At 45.1% G+C, this 20,447-nt stretch carries 17 protein-coding genes, 1 tRNA gene and 1 pseudogene; 5 read left to right on the top strand and 14 right to left on the bottom strand.

The genetic code is table 11. From position 1 onward, the window contains the following. Nucleotides 1-21: 21 nt before the first annotated feature. The 4 genes and pseudogenes from FDX11_RS02910 to FDX11_RS02925 all read right to left on the bottom strand — a co-directional run. Nucleotides 22-309, bottom strand: a pseudogene (locus FDX11_RS02910) (hypothetical protein); the annotation flags it as partial. A 309-nt stretch (nt 310-618) separates the two neighbouring features. Beyond that, on the bottom strand, nt 619-1,923 hold the full coding sequence (locus FDX11_RS02915; protein ID WP_071260292.1) for a relaxase/mobilization nuclease domain-containing protein: 1,305 nt from the start codon (nt 1,921-1,923) through the stop codon (nt 619-621). Continuing rightward, the gene (locus FDX11_RS02920) at nt 1,892-2,332 is read right to left on the bottom strand and encodes a hypothetical protein (protein ID WP_071260294.1); all 441 of its coding nucleotides are present in this window, start codon (nt 2,330-2,332) and stop codon (nt 1,892-1,894) included. The genes FDX11_RS02915 and FDX11_RS02920 overlap by 32 nt, the downstream gene beginning before the upstream one ends. Before the next feature lie 274 nt (nt 2,333-2,606). Continuing rightward, nucleotides 2,607-2,816, bottom strand: coding sequence for a phosphotransferase (locus tag FDX11_RS02925; RefSeq protein ID WP_170975591.1), 210 nt, complete (start codon nt 2,814-2,816; stop codon nt 2,607-2,609). Between FDX11_RS02925 and FDX11_RS02930 the strand changes: the two genes are divergently transcribed. After that, nucleotides 2,799-4,412 (top strand): tail fiber protein, encoded by a 1,614-nt coding sequence (locus FDX11_RS02930; RefSeq protein WP_137397463.1) that lies wholly within the window; start codon nt 2,799-2,801, stop codon nt 4,410-4,412. The genes FDX11_RS02925 and FDX11_RS02930 overlap by 18 nt on opposite strands. A gap of 285 nt (nt 4,413-4,697) precedes the next feature. On the opposite strand, the gene FDX11_RS02935 is transcribed toward FDX11_RS02930, so the two are convergent. From FDX11_RS02935 to FDX11_RS02965, 7 genes are all read right to left on the bottom strand, one after another. Further along, nucleotides 4,698-7,019, bottom strand: coding sequence for an AAA family ATPase (locus FDX11_RS02935; RefSeq protein ID WP_071259019.1), 2,322 nt, complete (start codon nt 7,017-7,019; stop codon nt 4,698-4,700). Further along, nucleotides 6,982-7,668 carry an ABC-three component system middle component 1 gene (locus FDX11_RS02940; RefSeq protein WP_071259017.1) on the bottom strand — a complete coding sequence of 229 codons (687 nt, stop codon included), beginning with the start codon at nt 7,666-7,668 and terminating at the stop codon, nt 6,982-6,984. Before FDX11_RS02940 ends, FDX11_RS02935 begins: the two co-directional genes overlap by 38 nt. Continuing rightward, entirely contained in the window at nt 7,658-8,896 is a 1,239-nt protein-coding gene (locus FDX11_RS02945) for an ABC-three component system protein (RefSeq protein WP_071259014.1), read from the bottom strand. Before FDX11_RS02945 ends, FDX11_RS02940 begins: the two co-directional genes overlap by 11 nt. A 151-nt stretch (nt 8,897-9,047) precedes the next feature. After that, the gene (locus FDX11_RS02950) at nt 9,048-10,304 is read right to left on the bottom strand and encodes an integrase domain-containing protein (RefSeq protein WP_071259011.1); all 1,257 of its coding nucleotides are present in this window, start codon (nt 10,302-10,304) and stop codon (nt 9,048-9,050) included. Between the two features lie 206 nt (nt 10,305-10,510). After that, a tRNA-Pro gene (locus tag FDX11_RS02955) sits at nt 10,511-10,587 on the bottom strand. Nucleotides 10,588-10,661: 74 nt separating this feature from the next. Continuing rightward, on the bottom strand, nt 10,662-12,419 hold the full coding sequence (gene yejM / locus FDX11_RS02960; protein WP_137397464.1) for an LPS biosynthesis-modulating metalloenzyme YejM: 1,758 nt from the start codon (nt 12,417-12,419) through the stop codon (nt 10,662-10,664). Nucleotides 12,420-12,450: 31 nt separating this feature from the next. After that, nucleotides 12,451-12,678, bottom strand: a complete 228-nt coding sequence (locus FDX11_RS02965; RefSeq protein ID WP_003027506.1) for a YejL family protein — start codon at nt 12,676-12,678, stop codon at nt 12,451-12,453. A 134-nt stretch (nt 12,679-12,812) separates the two neighbouring features. On the opposite strand from FDX11_RS02965, the gene yejK reads away from it, so the two are divergent. Continuing rightward, nucleotides 12,813-13,820, top strand: coding sequence for a nucleoid-associated protein YejK (gene yejK / locus FDX11_RS02970; protein ID WP_006683753.1), 1,008 nt, complete (start codon nt 12,813-12,815; stop codon nt 13,818-13,820). 119 nt (nt 13,821-13,939) lie between these two features. Here the strand turns inward: yejK and rplY are convergent, their stop codons facing one another. Continuing rightward, a complete protein-coding gene (gene rplY / locus FDX11_RS02975; RefSeq protein ID WP_006683755.1) occupies nt 13,940-14,224 on the bottom strand; it encodes a 50S ribosomal protein L25 in 285 nt (94 codons plus the stop codon). A 124-nt stretch (nt 14,225-14,348) separates the two neighbouring features. Continuing rightward, nucleotides 14,349-16,109, bottom strand: a complete 1,761-nt coding sequence (locus tag FDX11_RS02980; protein WP_042307971.1) for a DEAD/DEAH box helicase — start codon at nt 16,107-16,109, stop codon at nt 14,349-14,351. A gap of 151 nt (nt 16,110-16,260) precedes the next feature. Between FDX11_RS02980 and rsuA the strand changes: the two genes are divergently transcribed. The 3 genes from rsuA (at nt 16,261) to FDX11_RS03000 (ending at nt 18,853) form a co-directional block, all read left to right on the top strand. Continuing rightward, complete coding sequence (gene rsuA, locus FDX11_RS02985) at nt 16,261-16,968, top strand: 16S rRNA pseudouridine(516) synthase RsuA (protein WP_061382086.1); 708 nt, start codon at nt 16,261-16,263, stop codon at nt 16,966-16,968. A gap of 15 nt (nt 16,969-16,983) precedes the next feature. Further along, nucleotides 16,984-18,174: a Bcr/CflA family multidrug efflux MFS transporter gene (locus FDX11_RS02990; RefSeq protein ID WP_042307254.1), complete on the top strand. Its 1,191-nt coding sequence runs from the start codon at nt 16,984-16,986 to the stop codon at nt 18,172-18,174. Between the two features lie 334 nt (nt 18,175-18,508). Further along, nucleotides 18,509-18,853, top strand: coding sequence for a YejG family protein (locus FDX11_RS03000; RefSeq protein ID WP_029139605.1), 345 nt, complete (start codon nt 18,509-18,511; stop codon nt 18,851-18,853). A gap of 3 nt (nt 18,854-18,856) precedes the next feature. Here the strand turns inward: FDX11_RS03000 and yejF are convergent, their stop codons facing one another. Beyond that, nucleotides 18,857-20,446, bottom strand: a complete 1,590-nt coding sequence (yejF, locus tag FDX11_RS03005) for a microcin C ABC transporter ATP-binding protein YejF (RefSeq protein ID WP_137397465.1) — start codon at nt 20,444-20,446, stop codon at nt 18,857-18,859. Nucleotide 20,447: the final 1 nt, after the last annotated feature.

Here is a 20,447-nt window from a genome sequence, read left to right on the forward strand (position 1 = left end):
AAGTGTCTAGATTATCTGTGGCGATTCATCCTCACTATATTGGCGAAGCTCGTATTTATGGATAGTGTGTGAACTTCTGAAAGGGATGCCATAGTCAGAAATCTGCTTCTCATCCCCTGTGTTGGTTTTTACCCAGATATGACCATTGCCTGGATCGGAGTCGATGACAGTGGCAGAGAAAGTCTCAATAAATGTGAAAGTTTCACCAAACAGCACAAAATTGGGTGTCGTGATTTCCGTTTGCCGAGGATCATCAGAAAGACCAGCTTCAGCTTCTTTCTTCCTGCTTTTCGTAGCGGAGATGCTCATACAAGTTCCTTAGTGTCAAGATGAAGTCATATTCGGTGATGTATGAAACCGTCCAGGCTTACAGTTGAGATGGTAGTTGCCATTTCAAACCCTTCGTTTGAGCTAATGAGTAAGTAAATAGGCTAGTTAAATCATATCGTTAGATGATTGCACGTAAATTGTCATTTTGACTTAGTTCGTAAGAAACGCAAATCACTTGTACCGATCGATTACGGGCTAATGATAGAACTTAACTATCAACAAAAGATTATCGATCGATATAAACGATCGATGTGTTGGGCTGTATTTATCAATAAAAGCTTGCCAACATTACATTGTTGGCGATGGTCTACGATGAATTGAGGGAATTTCAATGTCGGTTGCTGTAGTTGAGGGCGTAATTTCTACCACTCTCACGCCAGTGATAGTTTTGTGTTTTTTAGTACGTTGGAGCGTTGGGATTTTTAGGTTTTTCAACATACCAATGATGATTTGGAGATAGGATATGGTTTCAAGCCATCTAAACGATGGGACCGTATAGCTTCGCTTGGGAGCCTCTTTTAACTCTTCGATTGCTATCGATTCCTTAGCACCAGCACCAACTTCTAAGTGAGAGGCGTTAGTGTATTCGTCCTGACCAGCATGGTTATCGAGGATAAGCGATTCGACAGGACTGTTCACGTCTTCTGTGGTGATTTCATGGGGATGTGTTGCTATGGCACTATCAGGCGCTTCGCTAACCGATGCCTTACTGACTGAGGGCATTTTCAATGCAAACAGGAAAGCATTATCGCGTTCCGGCTGGTAATCTAGCCTGTTTTGTAAGGCAGACCAGGAATAACCTTTACCTAACTGCGAAGCTTTGAAAGCAATCCCCTGATATTCGAATGAAAACCCATTCATTTTCCCTGTTGAAGCAATATTCGGAAGCGCTTTGATATTGTTGGCGGCAAGCTGCATCACAAAATCAGTGGTGGATGGTTTATCGACAAGTAATGCTTCCAGGGCTTCCTGGATAACCGACTTGGGTGATAGCTCTCCTTTATACTTCTCCACCATCGCTTCGTTACGCGATAGCTTTTTAGGTTTCGGTATTGCGATTATCGGTTTTTGGGGCAGGGATTTTCTGGATAGCGAAGCTGGGGATGGTGATGCTACCAATTCTGGCCCTTTGGTTTTGGTCATATGGTGATCTATTTCTAACTGTTGGATGATACGGGTGCTGATGAGGTTTTCATTTTTGCCTAAGTAAAGGCTTCTATTGGATAGATCTATACGACTGGCAATAATGTGGATGTGCTGGCCGGCCGCATCATCATGAAGGACATAGCATCTGAGGTGCGTTTCAGAGAAGCCCATTCGGGACATGTAATCATCAGCAATCCCTGACCACTGAGCATCTGTCAGCGCTTCGTTTTTCGGCAAGCGAAGCGAATTGTGCCAGACGGGTTTAGCAACATCCGGGCGAAGCGTTTTTGTAGCATCAAATTCAGCTATCAGATCTCCAGCATCACTTCCATCCATATTCCCACCAATGACATAAGGTGTGCATTTATGGTGAGAGCCTGGCTTTAATGCGTAGAGAACGACACCAGAGAAGTTTTTACCCCTGCTGATTTTTTGCATTCCCTTCATCAGAAGGTGATCTCCATAGGTCGGCTGTGATCAGCTTCATGCGAAGCTCAGATATCTGGCGCTTCACTGCGAATAGTTCTGTTTGCGTCAGAGAGCTACCTTGGCTTTTATTATCCAGATGAGCGACAAGCTTGTTCAGCTTCTGTGAAATTTCGCTCAGCGATTTCCATGCTTCGAGATTAATCGATGGAATAACAGAGGGGAGGTTATGCAGAAACGCCATACGAAGCCATTCGCCTTTACGATGACGGCCACGTCTCTCATTGAGAAGCGTTAGCTCTTCATCATTTAATCTGACACTGACGCAATGAGAACGAATCTTGTTGTGCGAGTACTTCGCTTCGTTAACGCTTCCATTATGAGAATGCTTACTCACAACGATCTTATTAAAAGTATTACTTGCGATCATATGAACTCCTTTTCATATAATTAAATAAAAGCATATTCCTTATGCTTAATTTATTTATATGATAGGAACTAATAATGTCAATGCAGTGTGTTTATTTTGCTTTTAATTTTTTTCAACCAAAGGGCGAAAAAACAAGGGAGAACTCGAAGAAGCAGCGTAGCGCTTCGTAGAGTTAGCCCTTGCTTATTTATTATTTAAAAGATAACTGGTTTACTCTGTGAATTGACAATGTATAGCAATATATTAATTTAATTATAAATAACAATTGACTAATTTAAAGGTGAATATATGTTGCTGAGAAGCCAGAAGCCAGAAGCCAGAAGCCAGAAGCCAGAAGCCAGAAGCCAGAAGCCAGAAGCCAGAAGAAGCCAGAAGCCAGAAGCCAGAAGCCAGAAGCCAGAAGCCAGAAGCCAGAAGCCAGAAGCCAGAAGCCAGAAGCCAGAAGCCAGAAGCCAATGGTGTTATTATGAAAATGAAATGTCAAGGCTTTACATTGATAGAACTTATTTTAACATTAGCAGTAATTGCAATTATTAGTTTTCTATCCTTTCAAAGCTTAAATAAAGATTATGAAAACAAGCAGGCTGCTATCTTGGGTCAACAAATTAAGAATATTGGTTCTGGTGTAAATAATTATATAGTCAATCATTATGACGTGCTATCTAAATTAACGAATTCAACAGGTAGTGGCTTAGATTCTGGACCAAGAACGTGCAACACGACAACTCAGACATGTGAAATTACGACACAAACATTAGCTAACGAAGGAATGTTACCACCAGTTTTTAGTAATCAAAATATATATGGTTCTGGTTATAAAATAATTATTGCCAGAAAAGGAACAGCACCTTACTGGAATATATCTTCTCTAATAACAACAGATAAGCCCTTATTAGTAAGTGGTGCAGTGCGTTATGATTTACTTGGAAAAGCAATGCAAGGAGCTGGAGTTGATAGTGGAATGACAAGAGCCTTAGCTACCAAAATAGATGGTTATAAAGGCTCATGGTCTGCTACACAAACTGATTATTCAAATATAAACAATTTAGGTTTATTAGGTTTTATTGCGGGTTATGGTTCTAATTCTTATTCTGCTTTTTTACGTAGAGATGGCACATTACCTATGACAGGTGATCTAAATATGGGAACCAAAAATATTTATGGTGCAAATAATATTATAGCTTCAGGTATGGTCAGTGTCGGAGGGAACTTGGTGGTGACCGGCTCATCAACTCTTTCAGGTGCGGTTAATGCCAATAATACACTGACCGTAGCCGGGGCCAGCAGTCTGAAAGGGGCAACAGTTATAGGTTCAACATTAAATGTCGCGGGGATTTCAACCCTTGCAGGTGCGGTTAATGCCAATAATACACTAACTGTTGCAGGTACTAGTACATTGACGGGAGCGGTGACAGCGAAGAATGCGATCACTGCTTCCGGGAACATTACATCTTCAGAGCAAATAAAGGGCGCTACGCTGGTATCGACTGGCAGAACAACGGTAGGCGAATTTGTTCAGCTTAATGGGGTAGCAACGGTTGGCGCTGCGTGCTCACCTAATGGCTTACAAGGGAGAAATACGGCTGGTGCAATTCTGTCATGCACTAATGGCGTCTGGTCGTTAGTCGATAGCACGCCAGTTGGCGCAATTATAGCTTGGGGAAGTCAAAAAATACCGGATGGATGGCTTGAGTTAAATGGACAGTCTTTTGATAAGGCGAAAAATCCCATGTTAGCTTCTCTTTATCCATCAGGATCACTTCCTGATTTTAGGGGACAGTTTGTAAGAGCATGGGATCATGGGGCGGGGGTCGATCCAGATTCGTCTCGTGCGATTTTATCAAAACAAGGTGATGCGATAAGAAATATAACAGGAGAGTTTAAGTCTTCATCTGGAAGATATGATAGTGGATTGGCAAAAGGTGTGTTCCATCAAAAATCTTCAGGCTTGCAAGGGGCTGGATTTAGTGGTTGGTATGAACATGGTGTTGTTGATTTTGACGTTTCACGCCAAGTTCCAACCGCCGCAGAAAACAGACCTAAAAATATATCAGTAATGTATATTATTAAACAGGGATAAAAGCCATAAATCCCGATCTGGAAAAAACTAAAACTTTCACCATATCGGGATTTGACATAACTAGATTATAAGATAATCTAAAGGGCTGGTATGTTAGTGGGATGCATCCTCAAAGCAGTACTCCTGAAGATCTTAACGCTTATGTGGTTTGTATGAGAAAATGGTAAAAACAAACTTATATACTCGCTGACAATCTGAAATTGAAATATAATGGCAGCATCATTGTCTGGCAGAAAAGTAATGAAATTATCAGCTAAGTATGAGGCTATCTTAGCTGATATCATCTTATTTACTCGTATGTGATTGCATATTAAATGGTTTTTGCGTCAAACCTGCACGCATGAATCTAAACCTGAGATATGAAGAAATATTATCTTCATGTGATGAGAGTATCAACTGCCTATTACTTAACTCACAGCGTAACAAGTCGCTTAAAGAAGCTATATTTATCTCGTCAAGAGATTGAGCTGGATCATCTATCAGAACAAGGGGGGACTTCGCATACACTTTATTAAGTGATAGGAAAAAGGCCAAGCTCAATGCCGATAGCTGTCCAGAACTCATTGACATGGTTGCGTCATGTTCTGATTTTTCTGCTGTGCAGAACCTCAGTCTATCTCCATTCCCTTCATCTATAAATAGTCCTAAGCCACGTTGGTAGTTTTGGATAAGTCTACCGCTATAAATATGGAACGTTAACTCTATATCAGCGATGGTTTTTTTAGAATAATCTTTGTTTAGTATAGTTAGTTGTTCCTTTAATGTGGTAATTTTCTGTTTAGCATTTGTTAAGGCTTTATCCATATCTAACAAATCGTTAAGCTCTTTTTTTAAAGCTTTAAGTCTAAGATTATTCGCTTCATTCTTTTTGTATAAGAAATATTTATCTTTTCGATTGATCTGTTCTAAGTCTATGTTGAAAACATCATCTGGTGTAGCGAATGATTCATTCAAGACTGATTCCCATCCTTCAGGAAGTGAAATCAGCTCATTTTTCTTTTGTTGACGTATCAACAACACTAATGATTGTTTCCTTGATTCTATTTCTTCTGGTGAATCTGTAAAGGTCTGCGAGTAAGATATTCCGATTTGTGAAAGTCTTTCATTTATTTTTTTTATTTTTTCGAATATGCTTTCTGACTTTTGTAAACTATCAAATATTTTTTTGTCAAATTTAAGCTGAGTTTGTGCTTCTACCAAACGCTGAATCTCAGCATCCTTAGATTGCTTTATTTCATCGAGTTCGGCTTGTAGCTGTTTCCCTACATTATCTAATAAACTTTCTAAAGATTTACTTTTAATATCGATTGCGTCTAATAGCAGATCTTTTGTTATCCAGTCATGCCCACAAAGTAGACAATGTTTTTCTGATAGAGAAGTTTTCTTTTGATGTTCTTCTATTAATTTTTTTCTTGCTTGGCTAATCTCTACAAGAATAGCATTTTTCTCACCTATTTCTTTTTTGTAATTATCTCTAAGTTGTAAGCGTTTTTTGAAATCGATAATATCTATATTTGTATTATCTATAATTTTATCAATATCATCCGGACTTATGGAATCTTCTTTCTTGCGCAAAATGCTTAACGATAAATTGATCCCATTGTTAATCTTATTCTTTTGAGCCAGTTCCGGGTAGGCTTCAATATGATGTCCTACTTTAATTACCTCGGTTAATAGTTTTTCATTTTTGCTTATGAAATCTTCTATTCTGGCATTATCAATAATTACGCGAAGCTGTTCTTTGTTAGTAATTAGGTTTTTAAGTAATGAAATTTTATTCTCATTTTTTTCTGTTGTTTCAATATCAGAAAAAATTGAAGGGTTCTCAACATCCCATGATGGCGTAGTCAGATGAGTTGATATTTTTTCATACTGCACAGGATTATTATTATTTGTTCTTGGTACACCTATCGCTTGAATTTGAGATGTGATTGAATCCCTCTTTTGAATGAAATTCAGACCGGTTGATTTCCTCGTCAATGCATTTTGAACTCGTCCACATAAATTTATGTTTTCAGTTAGTTCACTAACGTTCATCAAACCACTGATAGCATTTTTTCGCTGCCTAATACTGTTAGCAAAAATAAATGAACTCTGTCCTTGTTCAAGATAGTTAAGAAAGTTGTAGTTATCAGTGAATTTTTCGCCTAATATTTCATCAAGTTCATTTTGTGTAATTAAGGTGCTGTTTTCGTAAGAGTCTAATAAACCTAATTTATAGAGTTTAAATATGCTAAAATTATCTGCTTTATTATTCTGTATTATTTTTAAATCTTTTGCATGTGCTCTGCGTGAAAAGTAAAGTTTCTCATTATTATCATTCGACATCTCGACACTGATTTCGATATCATTCTCTCCATTTGTTTTGTTCCAGAAAAGATTATCACTATAATTTTTAATGCCTCCTGGCATTATTGTTTCACATAGTTGTACAATCCTTTTTATTTTTCCTGTAAACAACAATTCTAAAGCATCATATACGCTTGTTTTGCCATATCCATTAGGGCCTTCAAGTGTCAACAAAGAAGAACTCTCAAAATCGAATTCGACTTTATCAAAGGCCTTGAAGTTATTTATTCTCAGCTTTGATAGCTTCCAGTTCTTCATTTATTAATTCCTCAATTAGCATGTCTAAATTTACATCACTTTGTTTATTTGCTGTGCTGATCTTAGTATATATCTCAGATAAATTTAATGAATCTACCAGCGTGTTAATTTGGAGATCAATTGGAACAATATCCTTTTTTATATCAGGCATTTCTAAAAAAGGTAGTTTAATGAAAATTCTAGCTGCCATGTTATACAGGCTGGGTCGAGATGGATCTGCTTTATATGTGGAGAATTCTTCATGATCTGAGAGAACTGCTCTAAGATTATTGAAGTTCTTCCCGGAAATTAATTGATTCTCTTCATTTGAATAATACAATACATACTTTTTGAAGTGATAAGCATTTTCTTCTATATCAAATATACTTTTTTCATATAGCTTGTAATTTGAAAGTTTGTCGAGTTGAAAAACTATTATAAGATCAGTGTTTTTTGCAAAAGCTGGAGCTTCTAAAATTTCAGTTGGGGTGTTGTTAATAATTAACTCATTAATGAAACTCGCATCTTCAAGTTTATCAGTTCTGTAGGTTATTATATATCGACGTAATGCATCTTTCTCCTTTTTAAAAAAAGAAATATTTTCTAGTGTACTTTCAACTTCTATAAATTGGTGATCTTCAATAGCCTGTTTTATAAAATTATTTAGCATTTAGTTCCGCCTCTGCTTTATCAGTAGATATAACCCTTAAATTAAATTCCCTAACAATATGGTTATTGTTCTCTTTAGAGTCGTTAATTTTTGTGATTTTTTCTGAGGTTGCTGAAATTATAGTATCATCTGATACTTTATAGGCTATTATGTTATTATATTCATAAAGCAATGATGCAAGTGTAGCATTATCCCTTATGTGATTTTTCAACTCTTCTTGGAATGAAGTATTTCGTCTTCTTCCATCTCTAATTGTCAAAGCTGTTGGGAGGTATTTATTTATTTTTTTAGAATAGTGAGGCAAGCCCATTAGTTTTGGTATGTGGGATATTGCTGATACTACATCAAGATAATCCCGGACATCATCTTCATTTATAACATTGTTTTGTCTGTGAGGCTGTAAAGAGGTATGCAATTGTATGGCAGAGTTATAATTCAAGCTATAAATAAATCTGAAAACATTTGATATCGATTCAATTTGCTTCTCGCTAAAAGCGTCCAAATCATTATAGAACTCAGTTTCAATAATATTTGTTATTTTTTCTTTGGTTAATAATGCTTGATATATTTCGTCTGTCCGATTAAGTGGGGGAGATGTTAGTAATTCCAAAAAAATGCTACTTGCTATTCTATTATGATATGCTGCGTAGTCTTGTTTTTGTCCATTGTGAACTAAGTTATGAATTACAATTACTTTATTAGTTATAAGCTCTGATAGTAAAGTGGATTTTTCAATAATTAAATTTTTTGTTTTAATCAAATTATTGGTATCTAAAAATAATTCAATTTGTTCATCAATCAATTCATTTATTTTTGATAGTAAACAGTATTTACTATCGCCATAACTGTAAAACTCAACTATTTTTCCATCATTACTTGTATAATTTTCAAAATTATCAAGTTCTTTAGCTACATGAAAATATCTGATTGTATTTTCATCACAGTCAGTAGCTATACATGCTGCTTTATAAATAGCTTTGACATATTCAGAACGATATTGCGATAGCTTTGCTTTTACTTGATGAGTTGAGATCACCTTGCCATCACAATAAATAGCAAAGTCATCTGTGCTATCTAATTGCAACTCAAAATTATCAATTATTCTCTGTTGAAATGATTTTACCGTTAATAGTTTCAGGCAGTGATAAAGAGCTACTTTCCCTTGGTAAACAAAGCCCCCCCAGGAACTGATCGCACTTCCTGGCAGTGTTTCCTCTATGTTAGACATTTTTTATCCTATGAAAATTTTACTGAACATAGCTATAAATCAGAATTCTTACATAGACATACTAATCATTTTTAGTGCGAATGAAATGCAAAATGTTCACTATCTTGCTCATAACTGTGAGAAAGCTCAATTATGAGAGCAGCTAAAGATTTTAATCGGTATATCCTTCTGTTGAGGTTAACTTGCCAACAACACTGATTGATGAATTTCCAAAGGATGCCGCTTCCACATATTCACCCCACCAGCCCATCATCTCTCTACGTTGTTCAAGGTATTGAGAACGATTGTAGGATCTCCTGACTTCGTTAGTATCGATATGTGCTAACGCAGCTTCGATCACATCAGGAGGAAAACCTTTCTCGTTAAGCACTGTTGAGGCAATGGCTCTCATCCCATGAGCGACAAGAAGATCTTTGAAGCCCATCCGTTTAAGCGCCATGTTTGCTGTCTGACTATTCATTGGTTCAAGTGGATTACGGTAGCCAGGAAAAACATAATCTCTGTGCTTACTGATAGGCTTCATCACTTCCAGAATAGCCAACGCTTGCTCAGAAAGCGGAACGATATGTTCACGCTTCATCTTCATGCGGCCAGCAGGGATACGCCATTCTTTTGCGTCAAAGTCAATCTCATCCCAGCGAGTCGTTGACGCTTCGGCAGGTCGGATCATCGTAAGTAATTGCCATTCGATAAGACAGCGAGTTTGTCGTCCGATACTGGCAAATGCCAGAGTTTTCATCAAAAGGGGGAGTTGCTCTGGAGGTAGGGCAGGGCGGTGCTTTACCTTTGGTTTATGGAATGTTCGGCCGATCCGTGCTGCGGGGTTTACAGATACCAGCCCAGAATTGAGGGCGTAATCCATAACTTCATTGATACGCTGGCTTAGACGTTTAACCGTTTCGAGTCTTCCGGCAGCGTGTGTTGGCTCTAACGCTCCGATGAACTGCTGAGCCGTGATGTTAGCAATGGGCATAGAGCCAATATGTGGGAATACATATTTACTCATAGAACGCCAGATATCGTTTAACGTATGAGTTGCCAGCCCCGCTGATTCTTTGGTTTTGAACCATTCGGAAGCGACCTTTTGAAAAGTGTTCTCAGTGGCACTTTTTTGCCGCAACTGTTCGGTTTTTTTATGCTCCTGCGGATCAATCTCTTTGCTCAATAGAAGACGGGCATCTTCACGAAGTTGACGAGCCTCAGAGAGAGATACAGCAGGGTAAGCACCAAAGCTAATCATGGCGCGTTTGCGAGTGAAAGGTTTGTAATAGCGGAATCGCCAGAGTTTTGAGCCACCGGGTTTAACCAGTAGCTCTAAGCCGTCCCCGTCATACAGGATAGTGGCACGTTCAGTCGCTTTGGCATTTTTGACTTCGGTGTTGTTAAGGGGTTTTGTCTGACGTGCCATATTATTCTCCAATCACTGGTTAGGCATATGGCTCAGACGACACGATGGTTTGTATGCCTAAAGATATGCCTAAAAATGTTGGATTTCACTGTATCAGTGTGGACTTTGCTAGACAACAGAAAAACAGCAGGTCTGTACAACCTACTGTTTATTCAATTTTTTATAGTCTTGTCTGGACTTCAGCAGACAAAACGTTGGGGATAAGTTGGTCGGCACGAGAGGATTTGAACCTCCGACCCCCGACACCCCATGACGGTGCGCTACCAGGCTGCGCTACGTGCCGACGCTATGGCTGATAATACTACTGCTTTCCACCGCGAATGCAAGAGGATGGCTTGCTAACTGATTTATAATTAATCAGTTAGCAATGAATCGCTTCTCATCCGTCAGAACTTGCAGCAGCAGGCTCAGCTGCGGTTTCTGATCTTTTATCTTCTCACCGTGTAAATCATACGTCTGATAATTACCGTTGTTGTTAAGCACCAGCGTCATCTCTGGTGTGGTAATTGCCAGCGTGCTGCCGTCGGCGGCGGTAACCCAGTAATGGCGGCGGGTTGCATTAAACAAATCCTGGCCCTGCGAGTACTCGTTAGCTGGCGTGCTGACGTGGAGCAGACGTTGCATAAGCGTCGTCATCAGGTCTGTATGATCGGTCAGGCTATTGATGCGCTGAGCAGGTGTTCCCGGCCAGTGAATAATCAGAGGAACCTGCAGATGGCCGCGCGACCACGCAAAGCTGTTCTCTTCCTGAGTCAGCGGCACGCCCCGACCAGCAGTAATAATCACCACCGTGTTGTTCAGTTTACCGGAGTCGCGCAGGGCGCTAAGGATCCGGTTAATGTTGGCATCCACATCCTGAGCGGCATTGGCGTAGCGTTTGGCAAAGTTCTTCTGGTTGCTGTCAAGGTTCGTTCCGTTAAAGGAGACCCAGGAGAACCAGCGGTTATCTTCCTGTGCGTAGCGACCCAACCAGTTAATCCACTGGCTTGCGGTTTGCTCGTCAGACTGCGTTTGCACGCTCGGCATAGAGAAATCTGACAGTAGCGCCTGGCGATAAAGCGGGCTGGTAAAGCCATCCGAGGAGAATAGCCCCAACTGATACCCCTGCTGGTTCAGTGCAGAGATCAGCGCCGCAGGCGTTCGGGTCGACAAAATGCCGTCCATGTAGCTTGGGGACACGCCATAGAACAGGCCAAAAATCCCGTTATCTGTGGTGTTGCCTGTGCTCATGTGACGCGTAAAGGCGATATTCTGCTCAGCGAATTCAGCCAGCGCTGGCATCTGTTTTTCAAAACGGGAGTAGTTCAGGCCGTCTACGGTAATCAGCAGAACGTTCTGGCCGGTTCCCATATCGCGGTAGCGCAGGTCGCTGAGCGGGTACTGTACGGAAACCGCTTCCGGGTTTCCCTGCTCGATCAGGCGGCGTTGATATTCTTGCGCATCCAACAGACCATGTTTTTCCAGAAACTTACGCGCCGTCATCGGATAGGAGAGCGGCAGGTTCGCGCGTTGCATGGTAATAGGGCGATAGAAATTGGCGTCTGCCCAGATGTACACCACATGCGAGGCGATAAAGGAAACGAAGAAGAATGCTGCTAAGGGTTTCGCAAAATGGCGACGACGCGTCAGGCTGCGCAGCTTTTGCCAGCTCCAGGTCGCAAACAGCATTTCGATTAACAGAATAACCGGCACGCTGATAAACATCAGTTGCCAGTCACGCGCCGCTTCATTCTGGTCAGGGTTAATGACCAGTTCCCAGACGATCGGGTTGAGGTGCAGGTGGAAGCGGGTAAAAACTTCGCTGTCGATTAACAACAGCGTCATGCCCGCCGTCGCCAGGATAGCTGATAAGAATCGCATCAGCCTCTGGGACATGACGATAAACGTCAGGGGAAACAGGATCAGCAGATAGGTGGCAAACACCAGGAAGCTAAAATGCCCGACAACGCTCAGGTAGGAATAAACGCGCCCTGCAAGCGTAGTCGGCCAGTCGGCGACAAACAGGTAACGGCTACCGAGTACCATGGCCAACAGAATGTTGAACAAAGCAAACCAGTGCCCCCAGCTAACCATCTGGGAGACTTTCTCACGGTAGCGCTGACGATGAGTTACCATAAACTGTTGTTCGTTTCCCCGGAGCAGGCTCTTAATGCGCTTGGTCGTCGTTTACCGAAGACTGCAATGCGCGGGCAAAAGAGTTGGCAATCGCCTGGCGCTGGGCCGGTGCGATGCTTGTATTGATAAGGTTAGTCACCATGTTTCCCAGTACCATCAGGGAAAGATCGGTCGGCGCCTTATGTTTTTCCAGTACGTTGAGCATCTCATTCAGCAGTTGTTCAACGTGTTCGTCACTATAGCGGGAAATTTGTGGCATAAATCGAAATCAGTCTGTTCATGAAAGGGCAACATATTACCGTACGGACAGTTTTTTTTCTGCTTTTTTATCTTCTATTGCGTCACTGCCCGGCAGGTGGTTGAATACCGCCCGGTCTAAAAGGAGAGTTTATCATGAGTCTGGATATCAACCAGATTGCCCTGCACCAGCTTATCAAACGTGATGAGCAAAACCTTGAGCTGGTCTTGCGCGATTCATTACTGGAACCGACAGCGACCGTTGTCGATATGATGGCTGAACTGCATCGGGTGTATAGCGCCAAGAATAAAGCCTATGGCCTGTTCAGCGAAGAGAGCGAGCTGGCGCAAACGCTGCGTTTACAGCGTCAGGGCGAAGAGGATTTTCTGGCTTTTAGCCGTGCCGCGACAGGGCGTTTGCGGGACGAGCTGGCGAAATATCCTTTTGCCGACGGCGGTATTGTCCTGTTCTGCCATTACCGCTATCTGGCGGTAGAGTATCTGCTGGTTGCCGTGCTGAACAATTTAAGCAGCATGCGCGTCAATGAAAATCTGGATATCAACCCGACGCACTATCTGGATATCAATCATGCGGACATCGTGGCGCGTATTGATTTAACCGAGTGGGAAACCAATCCGGAGTCCACACGCTATCTGACGTTCCTGAAAGGGCGGGTAGGGCGCAAAGTCGCCGATTTCTTCATGGACTTTCTCGGCGCCAGCGAAGGTCTGAACGCCAAAGCGCAAAACCGCGGTCTGCTGCAGGCGGTCGATGACTTCACCAATGAGGCGCAACTGGATAAAGCCGAGCGCCAGAATGTGCGTCAGCAGGTCTACAGCTACTGCAACGAGCAGCTACAGGCCGGTGAAGAGATTGAGCTGGAGTCGCTGTCTAAAGAGCTTTCCGGCGTCAGTGAAGTCAGCTTCAGCGAATTCGCTGCTGATAAAGGGTATGAGCTGGAAGAGAGCTTCCCGGCGGATCGCAGTACGCTGCGCCAGTTAACCAAATTTGCCGGCAGCGGCGGTGGGTTAACCATTAATTTTGACGCCATGCTGCTGGGCGAGCGTATTTTCTGGGATCCGGCGACGGACACGTTAACCATCAAAGGTACGCCGCCGAACCTGCGCGACCAGCTCCAGCGCCGCACGTCGGGCGGGAAATAAAACCATTTGCCGGGTGGAGGAGGAAACGCCTTATCCGGCCTGCGTGATCTATCTTTAGCGCCAACAGAATCCCATAAAAAAACCCCGCCGAGGCGGGGGTTTCTTCAACTTCCAGGCGATTACGCGCGAACGAAGTCGATGTGAGTCAACTTCGGCTTGAAAGCGTGACGCTGTACAGCCTGAGCTTTAACTTTAACTTCTTTACCGTCAACAACGATGGTCAGAACTTCGCTGTAGAATTCAGCTTTAGCTTGCATGTTCATAACTGCATCGTGATCCAGTTCGATAGCAATCGGGGCTTCTGCGCCACCGTAGATGATTGCCGGGAACTTGTTAGCGGCACGCAGGCGGCGGCTCGCACCCTTACCCTGCTCTTTACGTACTTCAGCGTTGATAGTAAACATTTAAATCTCTCTTTAATAATTCCTGCTACAGGCGACCCAGCAACAGGTAAGTGATCTGCTTTGCGTATGCAAAAGCGGGCGAGATTCTATACTCAAACGGCTGGTACATCAATCAAAAGTACAATTAACCGCGTAATTCATGTGCCCGGCGAAAGCGACCTTCATAATCGAAGACCTTTTCACGCACCTGCCAGTACTGACCTTTCATACGCGCAACCACGAAATCAGGATGGCGCAATAGCGCCTGCTGGGCGAGGATATCGGTGGCGGTTATCCAGCGTAAGGGAATACCGGGAGTTCGGGTGTGTGGGCGAATAAACAGTTGTTCGAATGCTGTACGCTGCGCAGGAGTGTGTAGACGAAAACGTTCGCTGACGTCGGCCCCGTCTTCATCGTAATAGGTGATTTTTAGCCATTCGCCTTTCTCATCCTGGCCATTTTGTAACACCATCCCGCTACAGCGCAGGACCAGCGCATCTTTTAGCCTCAACGCCGCTTTTAGCATGTCATCCGGATCGACCAGCACCGTATCGCATTCACGACAGCGGCGGGCAGCAATGTCATTTTCCGCGTTGCACTGCGGGCAATTTTTAAAACGGAAACGAAAGTCGCACTGTTCGCGATGGCCGTCATCATCTTCAAACCATCCCTGGCAGCGGCGACCAAAATGTTCAATCAGCGTACCGTCAGCCGTTGTTTTGCCCCAAAAGGTGTTGGCAAATCCGCAGGCAGGACAGAACACCTGCACCGGCACGTTGTCGCTTTTTCCCTTCGGCGCGCCCACTTCCGGGGCGTACAGATCGTGGGGATTGCCCGCGTAATCGAGGATCAGACAGTCGGTTTTACCTGGGGCCAGGCGCAGTCCTCGACCAACAATTTGTTGGTACAGGCTGACTGATTCAGTCGGGCGTAGAATAGCGATAAGGTCGACGTGCGGGGCATCGAAGCCGGTAGTCAGGACCGACACATTCACCAGAAAGCGAAAACGCTGGGCTTTGAACTCTTCAATCAGCACGTCACGCTCCGCGCCTGGCGTATCTCCGGTGATAAGCGCGGCATCGTCAGCAGGCAGCAGGCCCAGAATTTCTTTGGCGTGTTCAACGGTGGCGGCGAAAATCATCACCCCTTTGCGCGACTGGGCAAACTCGACAATCTGGCTGATGATATGCGGCGTGATTCGCTGCTGCTTCTTTAATTCCCGATTAAGGTCCGCCTCGCTGAACAGGCCGTTACTCTGCGCCTGCAGACGGCTGAAGTCATACTGCACGACCGGCATGTCGAGGCGTTCCGGCGGCGTCAGATAGCCGTGTTTAATCATGTAACGCAGCGGTAATTCATAAATGCAGTCGCGAAACAGCGCTTTTTCATCGCCGCGTACCATTCCGTGATAATGAAAGTGGTAAATCCAGCCTTTACCCAGACGAAAAGGCGTGGCGGTAAGCCCCAGCAGGCGTAAGTGGGGATTGACGTTGGTCAGGTGAGTGAGGATTTGCTGATACTGACTCTCTTCATCATCACTGATGCGGTGGCATTCATCGACGATAAGCAGGGAAAACTCTCCCTGAAAGGCGTCCAGATTGCGCGCCACCGACTGTACGCTGCCGAATACCACTTTCCCGTGGCTCTCTTTACGCTTCAGCCCGGCGGCAAAAATATCTGCCTCCAGCCCCAACGCGCAATATTTGGCGTGGTTTTGCGCGACCAGCTCTTTGACGTGCGCCAGTACCAGCACGCGCCCACGCGCCACGCGGGCCAGTTCCGCTATCACCAGGCTTTTGCCCGCGCCAGTTGGCAGGACGATAACCGCCGGCGTGCGGTGGTGGCGAAAATGGTTGAGCGTGGCGTCCACGGCTTCTTTTTGGTACGGGCGAAGAGTAAAAATCATGGGCTCACTAAGGTAAACAGTAACAATGAATAGTATGCCATGAATCATTTCCCTTGAGGGATGGTGTAACGCCGCTATACTGGGCGGATAACAGTCCCACTTTTCGGGCGCAAACCCGATTCTCGTATTTTTACAGGCAAAAATCACACTCATGCGACTTGATAAATTTATCGCTCAGCAACTCGGCGTCAGCCGCGCTATTGCCGGGCGTGAGATCCGTGCTAACCGCGTTACCGTCGACGGTGAAATCGTCAGAAATAGCGCCTTTAAGCTGCTGCCAGAACATGACGTCGAATATGACGGCAATTCCCTGATTCAACAAAATGGCCCGCGCTATTTTATGCTGAATAAGCCTCAGGGCTATGTTTGTTCAACGGATGACCCGGATCACCCGACGGTTCTTTATTTCCTTGATGAACCCGTCGCCCACAAATTACATGCGGCAGGGCGTCTGGATATCGACACCACCGGACTGGTGCTGATGACCGATGACGGTCAGTGGTCGCATCGCATCACTTCACCACGTCACCATTGTGAGAAAACCTATCTGGTGACACTGGAATCGCCGGTGGCGGATGATACCGCCGAGCAGTTTGCCCGTGGTGTACAACTGCATAACGAAAAAGACCTGACAAAGCCGGCCGTGCTGGAGGTCATTACGCCAACTCAGGTGCGATTGACCATCAGCGAAGGGCGCTATCATCAGGTGAAACGCATGTTTGCCGCCGTGGGGAACCACGTTGTAGAACTGCACCGTGAACGGATCGGCGCCATTAAGCTCGATGATGATCTTGAGCCAGGTGAATACCGTCCATTAACTGAAGAAGAAATTGCCAGCGTTAACTTAACCCCGCGTTAATCTCAGGAGCTAAATGTGACCACCCGGCAGAACTCGTCAATTGCCATTGTCTTTATCCTTGGCTTGTTAGCCATGCTGATGCCGTTGTCGATTGATATGTATCTTCCGGCGCTGCCTGTTATCTCTGAGCAGTTTGGGGTGCCTGCCGGTAGCGCGCAGATGACCCTCAGTACCTATATTTTAGGTTTTGCGGTGGGGCAGTTGCTGTATGGTCCAATGGCAGACAGCATTGGGCGTAAACCGGTAATACTGGGCGGAACGCTGGTGTTTGCGGCGGCGGCAGTTGCCTGTGCGCTGGCGCAAACTATCGATCAACTGATCATAATGCGTTTCTTCCATGGTCTGGCGGCTGCGGCAGCGAGCGTGGTTATCAACGCCCTGATGCGCGACATCTATCCGAAGGAAGAGTTCTCGCGCATGATGTCATTCGTCATGTTGGTCACCACAATAGCGCCATTGCTGGCGCCCATTGTGGGCGGCTGGGTGCTGGTATGGCTGAGCTGGCACTATATCTTTTGGATCCTCGCTGTGGCGGCTATTCTGGCTTCAGTGATGATCTTTACGCTGATCAAAGAAACGTTGCCCGTAGAGCGTCGCCAGCCATTTCGCTTGCGCACGACTCTGGGCAACTTTGCCTCGTTGTTTCGTCATAAGCGCGTACTGAGCTATATGCTGGCCAGCGGGTTCAGTTTTGCCGGCATGTTTTCTTTCCTTAGCGCCGGGCCTTTTGTCTACATCGAGATTAACCATGTTTCACCGCAGCATTTCGGTTACTACTTCGCGCTGAATATTGTTTTCCTGTTCGTGATGACCATTATCAACAGCCGCTTTGTCCGTCGGGTAGGGGCATTGAATATGTTCCGTGCAGGGCTGTGGATCCAGTTTGTGATGGCGGGCTGGATGGTTTTCAGTGCGCTGTTCGGGGTAGGTTTTTGGGCGCTGGTGGTGGGCGTGGCGGCATTTGTCGGCTGCGTGTCGATGGTGTCATCTAATGCGATGGCGGTCATCCTGGATGAATTCCCACACATGGCGGGAACGGCATCATCTTTGGCGGGGACGTTCCGCTTTGGCATTGGCGCTATTGTTGGGGCACTGTTGTCACTGGCGACCTTTAACTCGGCCTGGCCGATGATTTGGTCGATAGCGTTTTGCGCCACCAGCTCTATTCTCTTCTATCTCTACGCCAGTCGCGCTAAAAAACGGTGATCTAATACACAACATGGAGGTCATAAGGCCTCCAGAGTTGATGTATATCAACCGCAAATCTATCAATTCTCCTGCTTATGTTTATTTTATGTAAAATCAATTTATGTAAAAAGTCACATCATTGTAGTTAAAAAGGTTGAGTTAGATCGCAGAAACGAGTACATATAGCCCGGAAATTTGCCAGAACCATTGAATAAATTTAAATACCTGGTTCGGAAAGTAGCATATGGACATGGGTGTAAACGTTTACCAACTGTTTAAAGACGTTTTGTCAATGATGTGTTAATATTGATGTAAAATAATTGTGAAGTGATTGTGCTTCCAGGGAAAGAAAGTGATGACATTACAACTCTCAATCGTTCATCGTCTGCCGCAGTGCTATCGTTGGTCGGTGGGTTTCGCAGGTTCGAAAGTTGAACCGATTCCGCAGAACGGCCAGAGCAATGAGAACAGCCTGGTGGCGCTCAAATTGCTCAGCCCGGATGGTGATAGCGCGTGGTCAGTTATGCATAAACTCAGCCAGGCCCTCAGTGATATTGAGGTTCCTTGTTCCGTGCTGGAATGCGAAGGGGAGCCGTGCCTGTTTGTGAATCGTCAGGATGAGTTTGCTGCGACCTGCAGACTGAAAAATTTCGGCGTAGCAATTGCAGAACCTTTTTCAAATAACAATCCGTTTTGAGCGTCAGCTTAGCGCGAGCAGCTGACGCGTATAGGCCTGTTGTGGCGCGTTGAATACGTGCTCGCATTGCCCCTGTTCCACAACTTCTCCCTGCCTTAGCACAATAACCTGATGGCATAACGCGCGTACGACATGCAAATCATGGCTGATAAAAATATAGGCCAGACGATGCTTTTCCTGTAAGGACTTTAACAACATCAGGATTTGCGCCTGTACGGTCCTGTCGAGTGAGGATGTCGGCTCATCCAGAATGATCAGCGAAGGTTTTAGAATCAACGCTCGGGCAATGGCTATGCGTTGACGTTGACCACCGGAAAACTCTGCGGGATAACGATGCCGCGTTTCGCTATCCAGCCCCACTTCTGTCATTACCGCTTTCACCTGCGCTTCACGTTGTTCGGCAGTAAGTGTCGGTTGATGAACGCGTAGTCCCTCCTCAATAATTTGTAGCACGCTTAAGCGTGGGTTTAGCGAGGAGTTAGGATCCTGAAATACTACCTGAATGCGGTGACGTACGGGTAACAGTTGGCGACGATTTAAGGTATGCAACGCCTGGCCATCGAACACAATACTCCCCTGCGATGTGATTAGCCTCAGTAGCGCCAGTCCGGTGGTGCTTTTTCCGGAACCTGACTCACCGACCAGTCCCAGCGTTTCACCGGGCCGCAGGGAAAAACTGACGTCGTTAACCACGACGTTATGGTCTACTACGCGCTTCAGAATGCCTTTGCGGACAGGGAAGGCGACGCGGAGTTTTTCCACTTCCAGCAAGGGAGCTTGCCCTACAGGTAAGGGGACCGGGTCACCGGAAGGTTCGCTGTTTAACAATTTCTGCGTGTACGGATGCGAGGGCGCAGAGAGCAGCTGTGCGGCACAATTTTGCTCAACGCACAGGCCGTTTTGCATGACCGCCACGGTATCGGCCAGCTTTTTCACAATGCTGAGGTTATGGGTGATGAACAGTAATCCCATATTCAGCTCTCGCTGTAACTCCCGTAACAATTGCAGGATCTGTGCCTGGACGGAGACATCCAGCGCGGTGGTGGGTTCATCGGCAATCAGCAGTTCTGGCCGCGTTAACAGCGCCATGGCGATCATTACACGTTGGCGCTCACCGCCAGACAACTGGTGCGGGTAATCTGCGAGACGTTTGGCCGCCTGACGGATCCCGACGCGGTCCAGACAGGTCAGAATCTCTGCTCGGGCGGCCTCGCGACGCATTCCCCGATGCAGCGACAGCACCTCGTAAAGCTGTTTTTCCAGGTTGTGAAGCGGGTTTAGTGACACCATCGGCTCCTGGAAAATCATGGCGATTTTGTTCCCTCGTACGCTTCGAAGCGTCTGCTCGTTGGCGTGAAGCAATGATTCACCATGGAAACGAATATCACCGGCAAGATAAACCGCGGGAGGGGACGGTAATAAGCGCAGAATAGAAAGCGCGGTCACACTTTTCCCTGAGCCAGATTCGCCCACCAGCGCCAGCGTTTGCCCGGCATCAACCCGCAATGAGAGAGTGTTGACTACGGTGCGCACGGTCTCTTGTTGGCGAAAACCTACCGATAAATTCTCAATAGCTAACAGAGGTTGTGTCATT

This window comes from Citrobacter sp. wls714 (assembly GCF_005281025.1).
Taxonomy (GTDB): domain Bacteria; phylum Pseudomonadota; class Gammaproteobacteria; order Enterobacterales; family Enterobacteriaceae; genus Citrobacter; species Citrobacter werkmanii.